The following is a 15,910-nucleotide window of genomic DNA, read 5'->3' on the forward strand; positions in this document are numbered from 1 at the left end:
ATTACAGAACCACATTGCCTGCTAATAATCTAACAGGCAAGCAAAAACAGAGCACATGCCTGCACAACCATACATTTATGAGCTTAAAATGAAGGTGCGCGACTACGAATGCGACCTTCAGGGTATTGTAAACAATGCCAATTATCAACACTATTTCGAGCACACACGTCACGAATTTTTGCTGACCAAAGGTGTTAGTTTCTCCGAATTGCACGAACAGGGAATAGACGCTGTGGTAGTTCGTCTGGAAATGGCGTTCAAATCGTCCTTACGGCCAACCGAAGAGTTTGTCTCCAAACTCTACCTAAAAAAAGAAGGGTTGCGTTACGTTTTTTATCAGGCCATTTATCGCCTTGCCGACAACAGACTGTGCATTACGGCCAAAGTGGATAATGCTGTATTAATCAACGGAAGGCTTGGACATTGCGAAGCTCTTGATAAAATAGTAGAAGAGTGCGAAAAGAGCATTCCGCAATAAACCGATTCGGGTATTAAAACGGACTGCCAAAAAAGTGCGCTTTATATTTGAGGTAGGGTTCTATGTGACGGCGACGTTTTTCTTCGAAAATATCAGCAACCGTAATCATGATCCCTGTATCAAAAATATTGGCGAACTCCTGATTGATACCGGTACCGAACGTTTTCATTGTAGGTGACAGCCCGATATAAGCATTGATAAGCGCCGGAATATTAACCCCAAGCGTGCGGACTTCGAGATTGAGTTTGCGGTAGTTATCCTTAAACGTCTTTTCGTTAAAGAAGGCATCGTAGTGTTTCATCTTTTCTTCTGATGGACGAAAATCCTGCTCCTTTAACGTTACCAGCGATTCATCATCATTGAAATAACGATACATGAAATAAAGGATCATATCACGTGCTTCCGCGTTGAAATCGGGATAAATAGTCACTTTACCGATAAGATAGTCAGTATGCTCATCGGTAGCCAATGCTCCCAGACCATCCCAAAGATTGTCGAGAGCAAAAAGACTTTTAGCTCCTTTATGCGAAGATTGATAAGCCGGAGGCACAAAAGCGCGTCCAAGATCAATAGTTCTGGGAAGATATTCGTTAATGAATTTCGGAGAAAAATGAAACATGTGAGAAGTAACCGCCACCGGCTGGCCTTCGGAGTCAAATTTCATGTCGCGTCCGTGAAGGAAACGGTAGCCACCCATGATTTCTCTTTCCTCCTCGTTCCATACAATCAGTTGCTTATATGGCTCGTCCATCGTATCAAACTCGTCCACGTCGATTTCCAGACCGGTACCACCTCCGGAAGCCCGAAACGAGAGTTCGCGCAGTCGGCCTATCTCCCTCATCACGTTGGGTGAATCGTGAGCCGTAATGACATAAATATGATTATTTGCCTTATTCGTGGGACGTAAGAGTTTGTCTGCCGTCAGCTCGCTTAAAAGTAAATTTGTATCTACGGGAGGTATAATATCAATCATAAGTTTAATAAAAAAACCGGACAAAAGTAAACATAATTATCGAACAATCAGACAGAGAGAACAGATTAATTTTTTGTTACAGATAAAAACAAAAAACAACAGCAACGGTCCGACCGCCCGAAAAAGCCTTCAAATCTCTATAAAACAAGCCACTACAAAACACACACTGACTTTCAGTCAATTATAAGATTTTCCCTGCGAATAAAATTTTAAGAAATCGGATAAAAGCTGTTGAAAACATGTTGGAAAATATTCAATGTGTTTTAAAGTGGGGAATTGTGGGGCAGTGAAAAATTGTATATCTTTACATCATCTTATGCAGTTTTGAAACAACATGTCAGTTTTTATTGGAAATAGTGACGCAAAGGCCGATGCAAAGGGCAGAATTTTCATTCCAGCCCATTATCGCAAGGCGCTTCAGGAGGGCGAAAGCAGCCGTCTCGTGATGCGAAAAGATCCTTACAGCAATAGCCTCATGCTTTATCCGGAAACGATATGGAATCAAAAACTCACTACCCTGAAAAACGGACTTGACGAATGGAATCCGACCCATCAGATTGTTCTCATGCAATATGTCTCTGAAGCCGAATGGCTGGACATGGACTCACAAGGCCGGGTACTCATTCCAAAGAAATATCTCCAGCTGATTGGAGCCGAATCTGAAGTTCAGTTTGTCGGAATGCTCGACACGTTTTCGCTGTGGGCAAAAGGCAATTTCGAAAAAGCCAAGCTGCCGGCCGACGAATTCACCAGTCTTTTGCAGCAAATCATGTCTAAGCCCAAAAACACGCAAGAACAATAAAATCAATCTCCTTTACTATGAGTGAATATCACGTACCTGCCCTTTTAAACGAAACCATCGACGGATTAAACATCCGCCCGGACGGGGTGTATGTTGACGTCACCTTCGGAGGTGGAGGACATTCAAAAGAAATTCTCAGCCATCTGGGCAAAAATGGCAAACTGTTGGGCTTTGATCAGGATGAAGCCGCCTATAACAACCGGCTGGACGACGAACGCTTTATCTTTGTCCGCAGCAATTTTCGCTACATCAGCAACTTCCTCAAATATCACGGCATCGAAAAGGTAGACGGTGTTTTAGCCGATCTGGGTGTGTCGTCGCATCACTTCGACAGTGCCGATCGTGGTTTTTCGTTCCGTTTTGACGGCAATCTCGATATGCGGATGAACAAAAAATCCACGCTCAGTGCCGAACAAATAATCAATTCGTATCCGGAAGAAAAGTTGGCCAATCTCTTCTATAATTACGGAGAACTGAACAACTCCCGAAAACTTGCCTCGGCAATTGTCAAAGCACGATCTCAAAATAAAATCACCACGATCAACGAATTGCTGGAAATTCTGCAACCTTTCTTCCGATTTGAACGGGAAAAGAAAGATCTGGCAAAAGCATTCCAGGCCATCCGCATTGAGGTGAATAACGAGATGGGTACCCTGAAAGAATTGCTGACCCAGATTCCGGACTTACTGAATCCCGGAGGCAGATTGGCCGTTATCACCTATCATTCGCTAGAAGACCGCCTGGTAAAAAATTTCATCCGGAGTGGAAACATGGAGGGAAAAATTGAGAAAGATTTCTACGGCAATGTACAAACGCCCCTCAAAGCGATTAACAACAAACCTATTATCCCTACCGACGAAGAAGTAACAACAAACCCGAGAGCACGAAGCGCGAAGTTACGCGTAGCAGAAAAGGTTAGTGAACGAAAATAGCACGAACATGGACTCGACAGAACAAACCACACAACCGAAAGAAACGGCAAAAACCAAACAATGGAGCTTCCGTCAATGGATGAGCGGAGACATTCTGACCACTGATTTTTTCAGAGGGCAGATTTTTCTCTTTCTTTTGCTTTGTGTTATAGCTATATTTTATATTGACAACCGTTTTGCCTGCGAACAACAAATCGTGAAGATCAACCGGCTAAAAGAGCAGCTCACCAATGCCAAATACGAATCGTTAACCACCTCGTCTATTCTGATGCAAATCAGCAGACAATCGCAGGTTAGCGTCGAAGTGACCAACAAAGGCATTGACCTTCAACCATCTTCAGAACCCGCCATAAAAATAGATGACAATGAACAATGACCGCCGCGACATATTGCTCCGATTTGGTATTGTGTATGTAATAATACTGGCAGTAGCCGCCGCAATTGTTTTCAAAATAATTGACATACAGTACCTTGAACGACCAATATGGATGAAGTTAGCCTCAAGGCTGACGCAGGCCGACAGAGAGGCTCCGGCTAACCGCGGCAATATCTTTGCCGCCGACGGAGAACTTTTGGCAAGTACACTGCCAAAATATTACCTCTACATGGACATGCGGTCTGACGCGTTGCACGACACTATAAAGAATCACAAGAAGCCGCTTTTCTACGAAAAAGTCGACTCTTTGGCAATGTCTCTGTCCAGAAAACTGGGAGACAAATCAAAAGACGAGTATAAAAGAAGCCTCATCAGCGCTTTCAAACGGGTTGACAAACGCTTTTTGCTCTACCCTTATCTGGTGTCATTCTCCGACATGCAGCAAATCAGGAAATTTCCGTTGTTCAATTTAGGAAAAATAAAAAGCGGTCTGTGTGAAGAAGTCTATGCACGACGTGTGCGTCCTTTTGGCGATTTGGGATCAAGAACCATCGGAGATATTTACGGAGACGGAGCCCGTGGCGGCAAAAACGGTATAGAGCTTGCATTCGATTCGTTACTCAAAGGCAAACCGGGCGTTTTCTCACGCCAGCGCATCGCCGGAAGGTGGGAAAACGTGGTGGCCGTTCCACCGGAAAACGGAGCCGACATCTTTACCACTCTTGATGTATCCATTCAGGATATTACCGAAAGTTCGCTTCTGAAAGAGATGACAGCACTGCAAGCCAATGAAGGCTGTGCCGTGGTAATGGAAGTAGGCACCGGTGAGATTAAAGCCGTGGCAAATCTCGGTCGTCTGCCGGACGGAAGCTATGCAGAACGCAGAAATGAAGCCTTTGCCGATCAGGGAGAACCGGGATCAACATTTAAAGTTGCCTCTATCATGGCAGCCCTCGATGACGGATTAATTTCGGAAAATGATACTGTCGATACCGGAAACGGCCTTTATTCATTCTTTGGACAGGTGATGAAAGACCACAACGCAGACCGTGGCGGGTATCACAAAATATCTGTTGCTCAGGCTATCTGGTATTCTTCCAACGTGGGCGTTTCCAAAGCAATTTACAATGCCTATAAAAACAATCCGGGAGCATTTGTCGACAAGCTGTACAGCATGAAGTTGAACCAGCGCATGCATTTTGACATTCCCGGAGCGGGAAGGCCACACATCAAGCACCCGAACGACAAGAATTCAATTTGGTCGAACACCTCTCTTCCATGGATGTCAATCGGATATGAAGTCGGGATGCCTCCCATTTACACGCTGGCATTCTACAATGCTATTGCCAACGGAGGCAAGATGATCCGTCCTTATTTAGTAAGATCAGTGCAACGGGATGGCAAAGTTATCAAATCGTTTACAACCGAAACCATAAACGAAGCCATCTGTAAACCGACAACCCTGACAAAAATCAAAGCAATGCTCGAAGGTGTTGTCACCAGCGGAACCGGTAAGAGTGTTGCATCGCCGTTTGTGAAAATTGCGGGTAAATCAGGAACAGCACAAATTTCGAAAGGCAGCGCCGGTTACAAATCGAACGGAGTCACCCACCAGGTTTCGTTTTGCGGGTATTTTCCGGCAGACAATCCCCGCTATACGGTTATTTGCGTGATTCGTCAACCACAAATAGGCATCGCATCAGGCGGACACATGGCCGGGGCAGTTGTTAAAGATATTGCGGAACTTGTTTACGCTAAGAAAATTACCGTAACGCCGAAAGAGATTGCAAAAACCAATAACACCCCGAAAATTCCGGCTGTGAAAGGTGGTAATTACAACGAAGTACAAACCGTACTTTCCCGACTGGCAATCAACTTCATGGGAGACAAGGGCAACTATAAATGGATCCAGACTTTATCGGATGCAAGCAGCGTTCAGATACGTCCCATGGACAACAGAAGGAATTCTGTTCCCAATGTCGTTGGATTAGGGGCTAAAGATGCCGTATATTTACTGGAAAACATTGGCTTACGCACGCAACTGGTTGGTCGCGGAAAGGTGGTGGCTCAATCGCTGGCTGCCGGTGCTTATCCGCAGAAAGGCCAAACGGTTATTCTCTCATTGCAATAGAGACAGAAATCAGAAATTCAACTATTAGAAAAAGGACTTAAAATGCAGTTATCATCATTAATCCAAAGCATAGATATTATCAAGACGATCGGCAGCACCGACGTTGAGATTGCCAATGTACAGTTCGACTCGCGCAAAGCGACCGAAGGATCACTTTTTATTGCCACCAGAGGGACAGCAACTGACGGGCACCAATATATATCCAAAGCAATTGAACAGGGAGCTATCGCTGTTGTTTGCGAAGAATTGCCGGAAGCACTCAACGATGAAGTCACTTATATTCTCACCGACAGCAGTTCTGACGCGTTGGGACAAATAGCCCACACCTGGTTTGGAAAACCTTCCACAAAACTAACACTGGTAGGGGTTACCGGCACAAACGGCAAAACCACCACAGCCACTCTTCTATACCAACTGTTCCGCAAATTCGGGCACAAAAGCGGGCTGCTTTCGACCGTATGCAATTACATCGACGAACGTCCGGTAGAGGCCACACACACCACACCGGATCCTCTTGAACTCAATCAACTGTTGGCAGAGATGGTTTACGAAGGTTGCGAGTATGCTTTCATGGAAGTAAGCTCCCACTCTATCGATCAACGGCGTATTGCAGGGCTGCAATTTGCAGGCGGAATATTCAGCAACATTACCCGTGACCACATTGATTATCACAAAACTTTCGACGCATACCTGAAAGCAAAAAAACGTTTCTTTGACGATTTGCCCGAAACAGCATTCGCGCTCACCAATTTGGACGACAAAAACGGCATGGTGATGCTGCAAAACACCAAAGCCGGAAAGAAAACATATTCCACACGTACGCTGGCCGATTTCAGAGGTAAAATCATTGAAGAAAACTTCGACGGCATGGTTCTTCATATGAACGACATAGAGGTTGCAGTTCCTTTTATTGGACGTTTCAACGTTTCCAATCTTTTGGCAGTATTTGGCACCGCCGTACTTTTGGGTTGTCCCGAACACGACGTATTGGTGCACCTGAGCAGTCTTCAACCTGTTTCCGGTCGTTTTGAAGCCTTGCGTTCTCCTAATGGGTTCACTGCAATTGTTGATTACGCCCATACCCCTGACGCACTGAAGAATGTACTCGGCACCATCAACGACATTGTCAATGGCAAAAGTCAGGTGATCACAGTGGTTGGTTGTGGAGGAAACCGCGACAAAGGAAAGCGCCCGATGATGGCCCGCGAAGCAGTGAGTGCCAGCAACAAAGTTATTTTTACTTCAGATAATCCACGCGATGAAGAGCCCATGGACATCCTGAACGATATGCTTGCCGGACTTAACGACGAAGAAAAACGCGGCACACTTACCATTCCTGACAGGGAACAGGCAATCAAAACAGCCTGTATGCTGGCTCAAAAAGGAGATGTTGTCCTCATTGCCGGCAAAGGCCATGAAGATTATCAGATCATCAAAGGTGTAAAACACCATTTTGACGACAAGGAAGTTGTCCGTGCGTATTTTGTCTCAATGCAATAATCCATCAACCAAAATATCCATTTCAAAACAAAGACCAAATGCTTTATTATCTTTTCCAATATCTTCACGATTTGCACGTTCCGGGGTCGGGTATGTTCAGCTTTATATCGTTTCGTGCCGGTATGGCCTTCATATTCGCCTTGTTGATTGCGACTCTGATCGGCAGGAAGATTATTAATTACATGCAGAAAAAACAAATCGGAGAAACCATCCGCGACATGGGGTTGGAAGGGCAACTTTCTAAAAAAGGCACGCCTACCATGGGAGGTGTTATCATCATCATCTCCATTCTGGTTCCGGTTTTGTTGTTCGGCATCCTGCACAACATATATACCGTACTGATGATCGTTTCTACCATCTGGCTCGGATGCATCGGTTTTCTGGATGACTACATCAAAGTATTCCGCAAAAACAAAGAAGGACTTCAGGGACGATTCAAAATTGTCGGACAAATCGGACTTGGCCTTATTGTCGGCCTGACGCTTTACCTGAGTCCTCAGGTGGTAATGCGCGAAAACGTAGGCGTAAAATACACCGGCAACGACCAGGAAGTAGTCATGTACCGCAATTACGATTTCAAATCGACGCAAACGACAATTCCTTTCGTCAAAAATCACAACTTCGATTACGCAGATGTTTTCTCATTCCTTGGAGAAAACGCTCAAACCTGGGGTTGGGTTCTTTTCGTGCTGGTAACGATTTTCATCGTCACGGCTGTATCTAATGGTTCAAATATGACCGACGGACTCGACGGACTGGCAACAGGCTCTTCGGCGATCATCGGGGTGACGCTCGGGATACTCGCCTACCTGTCGAGTAATATCAATTACGCGTCCTACCTCAACATCATGTATATACCCGACGCGGGCGAACTCGTGGTATTTGCCGCGGCATTTATCGGAGCTACTGTCGGATTCTTATGGTACAATGCCTTTCCGGCTCAGGTCTTTATGGGTGATACCGGCAGTCTGACACTGGGAGGTATCATTGCCGTCTTTGCAATCATTATTCACAAAGAATTATTGATCCCGATTTTGTGTGGTATTTTCCTGGTTGAGAACTTATCGGTAATGATACAGGTGGCACACTTCAAACGGACAAAAAGAAAATACGGGGAAGGTCGCCGGATATTTAAAATGGCTCCCCTCCACCATCATTTCCAAAAACCGGGAAATTCAGGCATACAGGCGCTGATCCAACGTCCATACCAGCCTATTCCCGAATCAAAGATCGTTATCCGTTTCTGGATGGTTGGCTTGATGCTCGCTGCATTAACCATCATCACACTAAAAATGCGTTAAATCTATAACTATACAACGTTATGGCAACAAAAATTGTAGTATTGGGAGCCGCTGAAAGTGGAATTGGGGCAGCAGTCCTTGCTCAAAAAGAAGGTTTTGAGATTTTTGTATCCGACTTCGGGAACATCAAGCCGGAATACAAAGAGATGCTCGAAAAATATAACATCCCCTGGGAAGAAGGAAAACACACCGAGGAAATAGTTCTTGCTGCATCCGAGATTATCAAAAGCCCGGGCATTCCCGAAAAAGCACCAATCATTAAGAAACTTCGTGAAAAAGGGACTTCTATTATTTCGGAAATAGAATTTGCCAAACGCTACACCAACGCAAAAATGATTTGTATCACGGGAAGCAACGGAAAAACCACCACCACTTCGCTGATATATCACACCCTGAAAAACGCTGGGCTCAATGTAGGTCTGGCGGGCAACATTGGCAAGAGTCTTGCATGGCAGGTTGCTGAGTGCAACTACGACTGCTACGTTGTGGAACTAAGCAGCTTCCAGCTCGACGGCATGTACGATTTCAAGGCCGACGTAGCCATCTTGCTCAACATAACCCCGGACCACCTGGATCGTTACGACTATAAATTTCAGAATTACATCGACTCAAAGTTTCGTATCATTCAGAACCAAACAGCGGAAGACGCCTTTATTTACTGGAATGACGATCCAATAATTACCGCAGAACTCGAAAAAAGAAACATCGCATCCAACCGTTTGCCATTTGCTCTTGAAAAGAAGAAAGATGAAAAGGCATACCTTGAAGGTAGTAATATCGTATTCAACATCAATGATCCGTTTTCCATTCCGCAGGGCGAATTGGCAATTCAGGGAATACACAACCTTTACAACACAATGGCTGCCGGTTTGGCTGCAAAAACCATCAATGTAAAAAACGAAGCAATCCGCCAGTCGTTCCGTAATTTTCAGGGAGTGGAGCACCGTCTGGAATACGTCGCCACAGTACGTGGAGTTCGTTACATCAACGATTCAAAAGCGACCAATGTCAATTCATGCTGGTATGCTCTGCAAAGCATGAAAACGCCCGTGGTGCTAATTCTCGGAGGAACCGACAAAGGAAATGACTACACCGAAATAGAAGAGCTTGTACGACAGAAGGCACACACTCTCATTTTCATGGGATTGGACAACCACAAGCTACATGATTTCTTCGATAAAATGGGCAAAAAAACGTTCGATGTTCAATCGATGGAAGCAGCGATAAAAACAGCCTACGAAAACAGTGTGAAAGGCGACACCGTTTTGCTTTCACCTTGTTGTGCAAGTTTTGACCTGTTCCAAAATTATGAAGACAGAGGTGTTCAGTTCAAAGAGCATGTCAGAAAATTATAATCACTAAATCCCGACGTTCATGTTAATGTTTTATTCAAATAAAAGAATTTCCAAATGGGGATTCTGGCACAAAAAGGGCAAGTGGCCATTCTGCATAACCGTAGGATTAAGCATTGGATTGGTCATTTATGCCTTGTTCCTCACTCTTTTTATCATTTCAGGCAGCTACTTGTCCGTTGCACGAATGATTGGAGCCACGCTTGCCATAGCACTCGGCGGCACGGTTATCGGATGGATGGCCTGGTACGAAAACGAAGAAAAATACGAGCACTGGCTTAAGTCTCAAAAAAAGAAATAAACACAAACGACTCATAAAATATCAGGTATGCGCGATTTTTTCAAAAAATATTTTCAGGGCGATTCGGTTATATGGACAGTATTTTTTCTGCTCTGTATGATCTCAATCGTGGAGCTTTACAGTGCCAGTAGTTCTCTGGCATTCAGAGCCTCCAACCATGCTGCCCCGATGCTCCGCCATGCCATGTTTCTGGCGTTGGGAGCTGCCATTGTAGCCGGCGTACACATGATCAACTACAAGAGCATCAACAAATTTGCATACATCCTGCTGGTCATATCGGTACTGGCCCTGATATATGCTCTATTGAGAGGGGTTAACGCCAATGATGCGAAACGCTGGATTGGAGTCGCCGGAATTCAGTTCCAGCCATCGGAATTTGCCAAAATCTCGCTGCTGGTTGTGGTCGCAGATCTGATTTCAAAAGCAAAGAATGCGGAAGAGCTCAACAAATCATTTTTAAAAATAGTCGGAGTAACGCTGGTTATTTGCGGCTTAATCTGTCTGGAAAACTTATCGACAGCGTGTATTCTGTTCGGGGTTGTTTTTCTGATGATGATCATCGGACGAATTCCATTTAAGAAATTAGGCATGTTGCTGGGTGGTATAGCTGTCGCTATTTTGCTTCTGATTGCATGTATGCATATTGTCCCTGAAAACCACCGTCCCAAAGCATTCAACCGTTATTACACCTGGGAGAACCGTATTGCCAGGTTTATGAAGCACAACAAAGACGACAAAGATAAATACGTAATCACCGACGAAAACTATCAGGTGATGCATGGCCAGATTGCCATCGCCCGTGGTGGTGTAATTGGCGTATTTCCCGGCAATAGTTTGGAACGCAACTATCTGCCACAGGCTTACGCCGACTATATTTATGCTATTGTGGTGGAAGAGACCGGCCTTCTTGGAGGTATATTCGTCATGGCACTCTATCTTTTCCTTCTGTTCCGAGCGGGACAAATAGCGTGGCGATGCAACGAGCCTTATCCATCATTGCTGGTCATTGGCCTTACGCTCATGATTGTCATCCAGGCCATGGTAAGCATGGGTGTAACTGTGCATTTAGGTCCGGTTACAGGGCAACCTTTGCCCATCATTAGCCGCGGAGGAACATCTATTCTGGTAACCAGTGTCTATTTTGGCATTATTCTTAGCGTAACCCGTTATTTCAAGAAAGGCAAACAAAAAACGGAATCTCCCGAAACAAATACTACAGCAAATGAACCAACCGAATAAATTCATCATAAGCGGAGGAGGAACCGGAGGCCACATCTTTCCGGCTATTGCTATCGCTAATGCCTTAAAGGCAAAAGTCGAGAATGCCGAGTTCCTCTTTATTGGAGCAGAAGGCCGCATGGAGATGGAAAAAGTTCCCGCAGCAGGCTACAAAATCATCGGGTTACCTATCCGTGGATTCGATAGGAAAAACATGCTGCGCAATGTAAAAACATTGATGCTGCTTGCAAAATCCATGTATAAAGCAAAGAAAATCGTGAAAGACTTTGCTCCCAACGCTGTCATTGGAGTAGGCGGATATGCCAGCGGTCCTACACTAAAGGTCGCTTCTCAACTTGGCATTCCCGTTATCGTACAGGAACAAAATTCTTTTGCAGGGGTCACCAACAAGCTTTTGTCCGATAAAGCAGCCTGTTTTTGCGTTGCTTATGAAGGAATGGAACGTTTCTTCCCCAAAGAAAAGATTATACTTACCGGCAACCCCATCCGGCAGGATCTTCAACTCGATCCGAAAAGAAAAGAAGAGGCATATAAGTTCTTCAATCTTGATCCGGCCAAAAAGACACTTTTGGTAATCGGAGGCAGCCTCGGAGCACGCACCCTCAACCAAAGCCTGTTGGGGCATCTTGAAACATTGGCACAATCAGGAATACAAGTGATATGGCAAGCCGGAAAGATCTACATTGAAAATCTGCGAAAAGAGAGCGCCTCGTCAATTACCAAAGACATTATCCTGACGGACTTCGTTGCCCGCATGGACTACGCATATGCCATCGCCGATCTGGTTATCTCGCGCGCCGGAGCAAGCTCCATTTCCGAACTATGTTTGTTAGGGAAACCGTCCATTCTGGTTCCTTCTCCCAACGTGGCTGAAGACCACCAGACACATAACGCGATGGCTCTTGTGCACAAAGATGCAGCCGTGATGATTAAAGATGTGGACGCAAAAGAGCAGTTAGTTCCTGCTGCATTGAAACTAATAGAAGACAACCTACAGTTATCACAGCTGGCCACCAACTGTCTGAAACTTGCAGAAAAAGATTCGGCTGCCCGAATAGCCGATGAGATACTGAAAAGAGCGAAATAAATAAAAACCGATCCTCATGAGGGTCGGCTTTTGTTTTACAATCCCATCAGAAATTCCGTCAGGTTTTGTTCGTGAGGAAGATTCAGTTTTTTCCTTAGCCTGTACCTTGCCATTTCAATACTTTTGGAAGATATATTCATCAGGCCGGCAATTTCTTTTGAACTGATATTCATCCGTATGTATGCCGCCAGTTTCAGATCTGATGTTGTAAGCCCCGGGAACTGAGTACTCAACTTAACGAGATAGTTATCGTGTGTCTTATTGAAACTCATTTCAAAGACTTTCCATTCTTCATCCGGGTTCTTATTCTTTTCAACGATGTGTTTCAGCCCCCTCAGCTCCGAAGATGGAATTGTTCTATTCAAAACAAGTTTTGCAATTTCAGCGTCCAGTTTGCTCATCAGTTTATTCTTGTGCAACATTGATTTTGTCACACGCGAAAGCTCATCGATTTGAGATTTTACCTGTTCCTGCAGCACCCGATTTTCCATCTTTGCCATCTCTTTCTCATGCTCGTTTTCAATACGTTTTTGCTCTTTCAGCCATCGACTTTGTAAATATTTATAATAGAGCAGAGCAAGACCTGCAACCAGCAGAAGAAACAAACAAAAACCAATCCAGCCCATGTACCAGGGCGGCAAAATAGTAATCCGGAGTTCCTGTGAATAATAAACTTCATTTGTACCAACAATGGTTGCCTTGACCTGAAAAACGTAATCACCCGCTGGCAAATTAGTAAACGTTGCAATGTTACTTGATGATGCGATAGAGAAGTTTTCCGAGTTTCCCTTCAGGCGATAACTATACCGTATGTTTCCTTCGTTTTCATAATCAGGCAGAGTAAACCGTATAAAAATTGTATTATGCTTGTACGGAAACTTAATAGCATGGGTTGCGTAATAATCGAGAGAATTAGGTAAAGACAAAGGTTTCAAGACATTGGTGAATGTTCCGATATCGCGGAGATAAACCATATTCTGCTTTGTTTTGGGAGAATAGTTTGCATTCATCACGGCAAAACTATTCGACGTACAAACCATGTAAGATCCATCGGATATCTTCTCTACATCTTCATATGTTTTGATGAGTTGTTTGTAGAGCGATTCCATGTTCCGGCTCTCTATAGTAGGTTTTTGCGTAAGGTAAGCCTTGATACAGAAAAACTGATCGGCCGCATAGCACCACATCCTGTCGGCATCCAATTGCAAACGATGAATATTAGCTTTTTTCGGCATCAAACGATTGATAAGCGGATCTGGAATAAATCTGTTCAACGCATAGTCGAACTTAAGAATACCTTTTACCCCATCAAGCGCAAATACGTTCCCATTATAAGAATAAATTCCTCTGGTAGTAACATGATTAATGCCAATATCTTCCAACTGGCTGCTACTGGATACAACATTCTCAAAGTTTGAATCAAACTTTACTTTACAAAAGCCGGCCGAAAGACTTCCAACATAAATATTATTATCTCTGTCCTTCGCCAAGGATGATCCATCGTAGGGAAAAACGGCCTGCGCTTTGATTGTATATTGACTCCCCTTGATATGCATCACACAAAGCCCGTCATAGGTAAGAAACAAAACGGTATTGTCATCAATTTTCAACCAATGAGAAGTTCCGCTCTTGGTATAAATAAAATCACCCTTTGATCCTTCTACGGCATAAATCCCCTTATTATGAGCACACAGCAATTTATTTCCCACTACCTGCAATGCCCAAACCTGTCCCTGAGACTTCGGCATAAGAGTTAAGGGTAATTCTCGTTCAGGATAAGACAGATCGGCAATCGCACAACTAAACAAGCCCTGATTAGTAGCAAAGTAAAGTCTGCCATTAAATTCCTTCACCTGATAAACCGAACCAAGCACCCCTTTCGGATCAGGAAATGTACGGATGGGGCTGTTTAGCTGGATGTGTGCAATTCCTCGGTCCAATCCCAGCCACAGGTTGTTTGTCTGATCGGAAAAGATGCTCAACACAGTATTATTTGGCATTCCTTTAGGCTTGTTGATGGTTGACTGTATATTCCCATTGTGGTCAGTAATAAGCAGACCATTCAGAATGGTTCCAAAGGCAAACTTTCCTCCGGGGAGAGAAACCATGCTGAATATTTGGTTCTTTATAAGGAAATCATTACACGGGAAATTACATTTTGAAATACGTCCGTTTTCCATCATATAAAGCCCTCTGTCAATCGTTGCAATTAAAATGGCATTAGCAGAATAAGTCTCCATTCCATATACACAATCTCCGGTAAAAATTTCGCCACCGGGAACACCTACAAGCCTGTCATCTTTCAGCTCCATCAGTCCAAGTACCTTTTCCTGCGCAAACAAGCGATCGTTTACCCGAAAAAGAAACTGAAAACGATTGGGCGCCGGTATTATTGAAATTGATTTAGTTTCAGTGTTGTATTTATAAATATTCTTGAAACTATGGAAATAGACCGAATTATGAAAGGGAACTATTTTCCAGATTTCTTCATCGGCAAAATGGAGATTTGATGCTTGGGTGAGCGAGGTATACTTAAGTTTACGGGTAGAAATATCTTCTGTCCAATATCCAAATTCATTCCGGACTCCGGTATAAATTTTCTGGTCATCAGTAATCGCTATACTGCGTACGTTGGGCGCAAATTTCGGCAAAGGATAGAGCGTCCATTGGCTCCCGTCATACTCCAGCAAACCGGCCGAATTTGCAAAATACATGTACCCTTTCTTGTTTTGTGCAATCGCCCAGGTTTGATTCGCAGCATTGTATACATTCTTGTCAAAATAGGTGATTTTAGGAACACAAACATTCTCAATTTTTTCGACACCGGCAAAAACGCTCTCCGACAAAAATGAAAATAAGCAAAATACTGTAACATAAATACATGCTTTCATGAAGTATTTTATTAATAAGGTTAAATTGACATATTTGAGCATTATTACAAATGACAAAGATAGAATATTATTTTACACATTGATAAATATAGATTTTTTTATTTTTTTGATATTGATTTTTAAACATTTGACCATATCAATGTAGAGTTATAATAGAGGCATTTTTTGAACTACATATAGTTTTTGTAGAGGTATGAAAATTGATATAAATACATTACCGGATATACATTTGCATAAAAATTATTTAATCTTAAATCGATTCAACGACACATTAGCCAAAGCAAAAGAGTTTGCCGTGAATTGGAATGTCGTCTATTTGAAAACATGAGAACACAAAAGGGGCTTATTGTATTTTTATTTTCTTAATTCCTCTCGCAAAAATGCAATATGTTCCTGTACTTCTCTTTTTCGACTCCCGACAAATACATTTACGACTCAAATCATGCGCAGGCAACCAGACGGAATAGTCATTGAACCGGCAATTACGAGTAACGAAACTCATTCATTTATCAACTATATATTTTTTAATTCTAAGTTCAACCTGCCT

The 15,910-nt window shown here is 43.6% G+C and carries 13 protein-coding genes; 11 read left to right on the forward strand and 2 right to left on the reverse strand.

Annotated elements, in window-relative coordinates:
• Nucleotides 1-55: 55 nt before the first annotated feature.
• Complete coding sequence (locus PJIAN_RS01535; protein ID WP_068701350.1) at nucleotides 56-478, forward strand: acyl-CoA thioesterase; 423 nt, start codon at nucleotides 56-58, stop codon at nucleotides 476-478.
• 13 nt (nucleotides 479-491) lie between these two features.
• Here PJIAN_RS01535 and glsB read toward each other — a convergent pair whose 3' ends face one another.
• Nucleotides 492-1,451, reverse strand: coding sequence for a glycine N(alpha)-acyltransferase GlsB (glsB, locus tag PJIAN_RS01540; protein WP_068701352.1), 960 nt, complete (start codon nucleotides 1,449-1,451; stop codon nucleotides 492-494).
• Between the two features lie 334 nt (nucleotides 1,452-1,785).
• On the opposite strand from glsB, the gene PJIAN_RS01545 reads away from it, so the two are divergent.
• The 10 genes from PJIAN_RS01545 to murG are packed head-to-tail and all read left to right on the forward strand — an operon-like array spanning nucleotide 1,786 to nucleotide 12,472.
• Nucleotides 1,786-2,253, forward strand: a complete 468-nt coding sequence (locus PJIAN_RS01545) for a division/cell wall cluster transcriptional repressor MraZ (RefSeq protein WP_068701354.1) — start codon at nucleotides 1,786-1,788, stop codon at nucleotides 2,251-2,253.
• Nucleotides 2,254-2,270: 17 nt separating this feature from the next.
• On the forward strand, nucleotides 2,271-3,185 hold the full coding sequence (rsmH, locus tag PJIAN_RS01550; protein WP_068701356.1) for a 16S rRNA (cytosine(1402)-N(4))-methyltransferase RsmH: 915 nt from the start codon (nucleotides 2,271-2,273) through the stop codon (nucleotides 3,183-3,185).
• Nucleotides 3,186-3,192: 7 nt separating this feature from the next.
• On the forward strand, nucleotides 3,193-3,561 hold the full coding sequence (locus tag PJIAN_RS01555; protein ID WP_068701358.1) for an FtsL-like putative cell division protein: 369 nt from the start codon (nucleotides 3,193-3,195) through the stop codon (nucleotides 3,559-3,561).
• A complete protein-coding gene (locus tag PJIAN_RS01560; RefSeq protein ID WP_068701361.1) occupies nucleotides 3,551-5,692 on the forward strand; it encodes a PASTA domain-containing penicillin-binding protein in 2,142 nt (713 codons plus the stop codon). Before PJIAN_RS01555 ends, PJIAN_RS01560 begins: the two co-directional genes overlap by 11 nt.
• A gap of 42 nt (nucleotides 5,693-5,734) precedes the next feature.
• Complete coding sequence (locus tag PJIAN_RS01565) at nucleotides 5,735-7,192, forward strand: UDP-N-acetylmuramoyl-L-alanyl-D-glutamate--2,6-diaminopimelate ligase (protein ID WP_068701363.1); 1,458 nt, start codon at nucleotides 5,735-5,737, stop codon at nucleotides 7,190-7,192.
• A gap of 38 nt (nucleotides 7,193-7,230) precedes the next feature.
• On the forward strand, nucleotides 7,231-8,493 hold the full coding sequence (gene mraY, locus PJIAN_RS01570; RefSeq protein ID WP_068701365.1) for a phospho-N-acetylmuramoyl-pentapeptide-transferase: 1,263 nt from the start codon (nucleotides 7,231-7,233) through the stop codon (nucleotides 8,491-8,493).
• 20 nt (nucleotides 8,494-8,513) lie between these two features.
• A complete protein-coding gene (gene murD / locus PJIAN_RS01575) occupies nucleotides 8,514-9,848 on the forward strand; it encodes a UDP-N-acetylmuramoyl-L-alanine--D-glutamate ligase (protein ID WP_068701367.1) in 1,335 nt (444 codons plus the stop codon).
• Nucleotides 9,849-9,867: 19 nt separating this feature from the next.
• Nucleotides 9,868-10,146, forward strand: a complete 279-nt coding sequence (locus PJIAN_RS01580; RefSeq protein WP_153802444.1) for a hypothetical protein — start codon at nucleotides 9,868-9,870, stop codon at nucleotides 10,144-10,146.
• A gap of 27 nt (nucleotides 10,147-10,173) precedes the next feature.
• On the forward strand, nucleotides 10,174-11,385 hold the full coding sequence (locus PJIAN_RS01585) for an FtsW/RodA/SpoVE family cell cycle protein (RefSeq protein WP_068701371.1): 1,212 nt from the start codon (nucleotides 10,174-10,176) through the stop codon (nucleotides 11,383-11,385).
• Nucleotides 11,369-12,472 carry an undecaprenyldiphospho-muramoylpentapeptide beta-N-acetylglucosaminyltransferase gene (gene murG, locus PJIAN_RS01590; RefSeq protein ID WP_068701373.1) on the forward strand — a complete coding sequence of 368 codons (1,104 nt, stop codon included), beginning with the start codon at nucleotides 11,369-11,371 and terminating at the stop codon, nucleotides 12,470-12,472. Before PJIAN_RS01585 ends, murG begins: the two co-directional genes overlap by 17 nt.
• A 35-nt stretch (nucleotides 12,473-12,507) precedes the next feature.
• Here the strand turns inward: murG and PJIAN_RS01595 are convergent, their stop codons facing one another.
• Nucleotides 12,508-15,363, reverse strand: a complete 2,856-nt coding sequence (locus PJIAN_RS01595) for a triple tyrosine motif-containing protein (protein WP_172795551.1) — start codon at nucleotides 15,361-15,363, stop codon at nucleotides 12,508-12,510.
• Nucleotides 15,364-15,910 lie beyond the last annotated feature (547 nt).

Source organism: Paludibacter jiangxiensis (assembly GCF_001618385.1).
Classification (GTDB): domain Bacteria; phylum Bacteroidota; class Bacteroidia; order Bacteroidales; family Paludibacteraceae; genus Microbacter; species Microbacter jiangxiensis.

What these genes read in the sequence shown, in the direction of transcription:
- PJIAN_RS01535 (WP_068701350.1), top strand. Translation starts at nt 56, where the DNA reads ATGCCTGCACAACCATACATTTATGAGCTTAAAATGAAGGTGCGCGAC.
- glsB (WP_068701352.1), bottom strand. Translation starts at nt 1,451, where the DNA reads ATGATTGATATTATACCTCCCGTAGATACAAATTTACTTTTAAGCGAG.
- PJIAN_RS01545 (WP_068701354.1), top strand. Translation starts at nt 1,786, where the DNA reads ATGTCAGTTTTTATTGGAAATAGTGACGCAAAGGCCGATGCAAAGGGC.
- rsmH (WP_068701356.1), top strand. Translation starts at nt 2,271, where the DNA reads ATGAGTGAATATCACGTACCTGCCCTTTTAAACGAAACCATCGACGGA.
- PJIAN_RS01555 (WP_068701358.1), top strand. Translation starts at nt 3,193, where the DNA reads ATGGACTCGACAGAACAAACCACACAACCGAAAGAAACGGCAAAAACC.
- PJIAN_RS01560 (WP_068701361.1), top strand. Translation starts at nt 3,551, where the DNA reads ATGAACAATGACCGCCGCGACATATTGCTCCGATTTGGTATTGTGTAT.
- PJIAN_RS01565 (WP_068701363.1), top strand. Translation starts at nt 5,735, where the DNA reads ATGCAGTTATCATCATTAATCCAAAGCATAGATATTATCAAGACGATC.
- mraY (WP_068701365.1), top strand. Translation starts at nt 7,231, where the DNA reads ATGCTTTATTATCTTTTCCAATATCTTCACGATTTGCACGTTCCGGGG.
- murD (WP_068701367.1), top strand. Translation starts at nt 8,514, where the DNA reads ATGGCAACAAAAATTGTAGTATTGGGAGCCGCTGAAAGTGGAATTGGG.
- PJIAN_RS01580 (WP_153802444.1), top strand. Translation starts at nt 9,868, where the DNA reads ATGTTAATGTTTTATTCAAATAAAAGAATTTCCAAATGGGGATTCTGG.
- PJIAN_RS01585 (WP_068701371.1), top strand. Translation starts at nt 10,174, where the DNA reads ATGCGCGATTTTTTCAAAAAATATTTTCAGGGCGATTCGGTTATATGG.
- murG (WP_068701373.1), top strand. Translation starts at nt 11,369, where the DNA reads ATGAACCAACCGAATAAATTCATCATAAGCGGAGGAGGAACCGGAGGC.
- PJIAN_RS01595 (WP_172795551.1), bottom strand. Translation starts at nt 15,363, where the DNA reads ATGAAAGCATGTATTTATGTTACAGTATTTTGCTTATTTTCATTTTTG.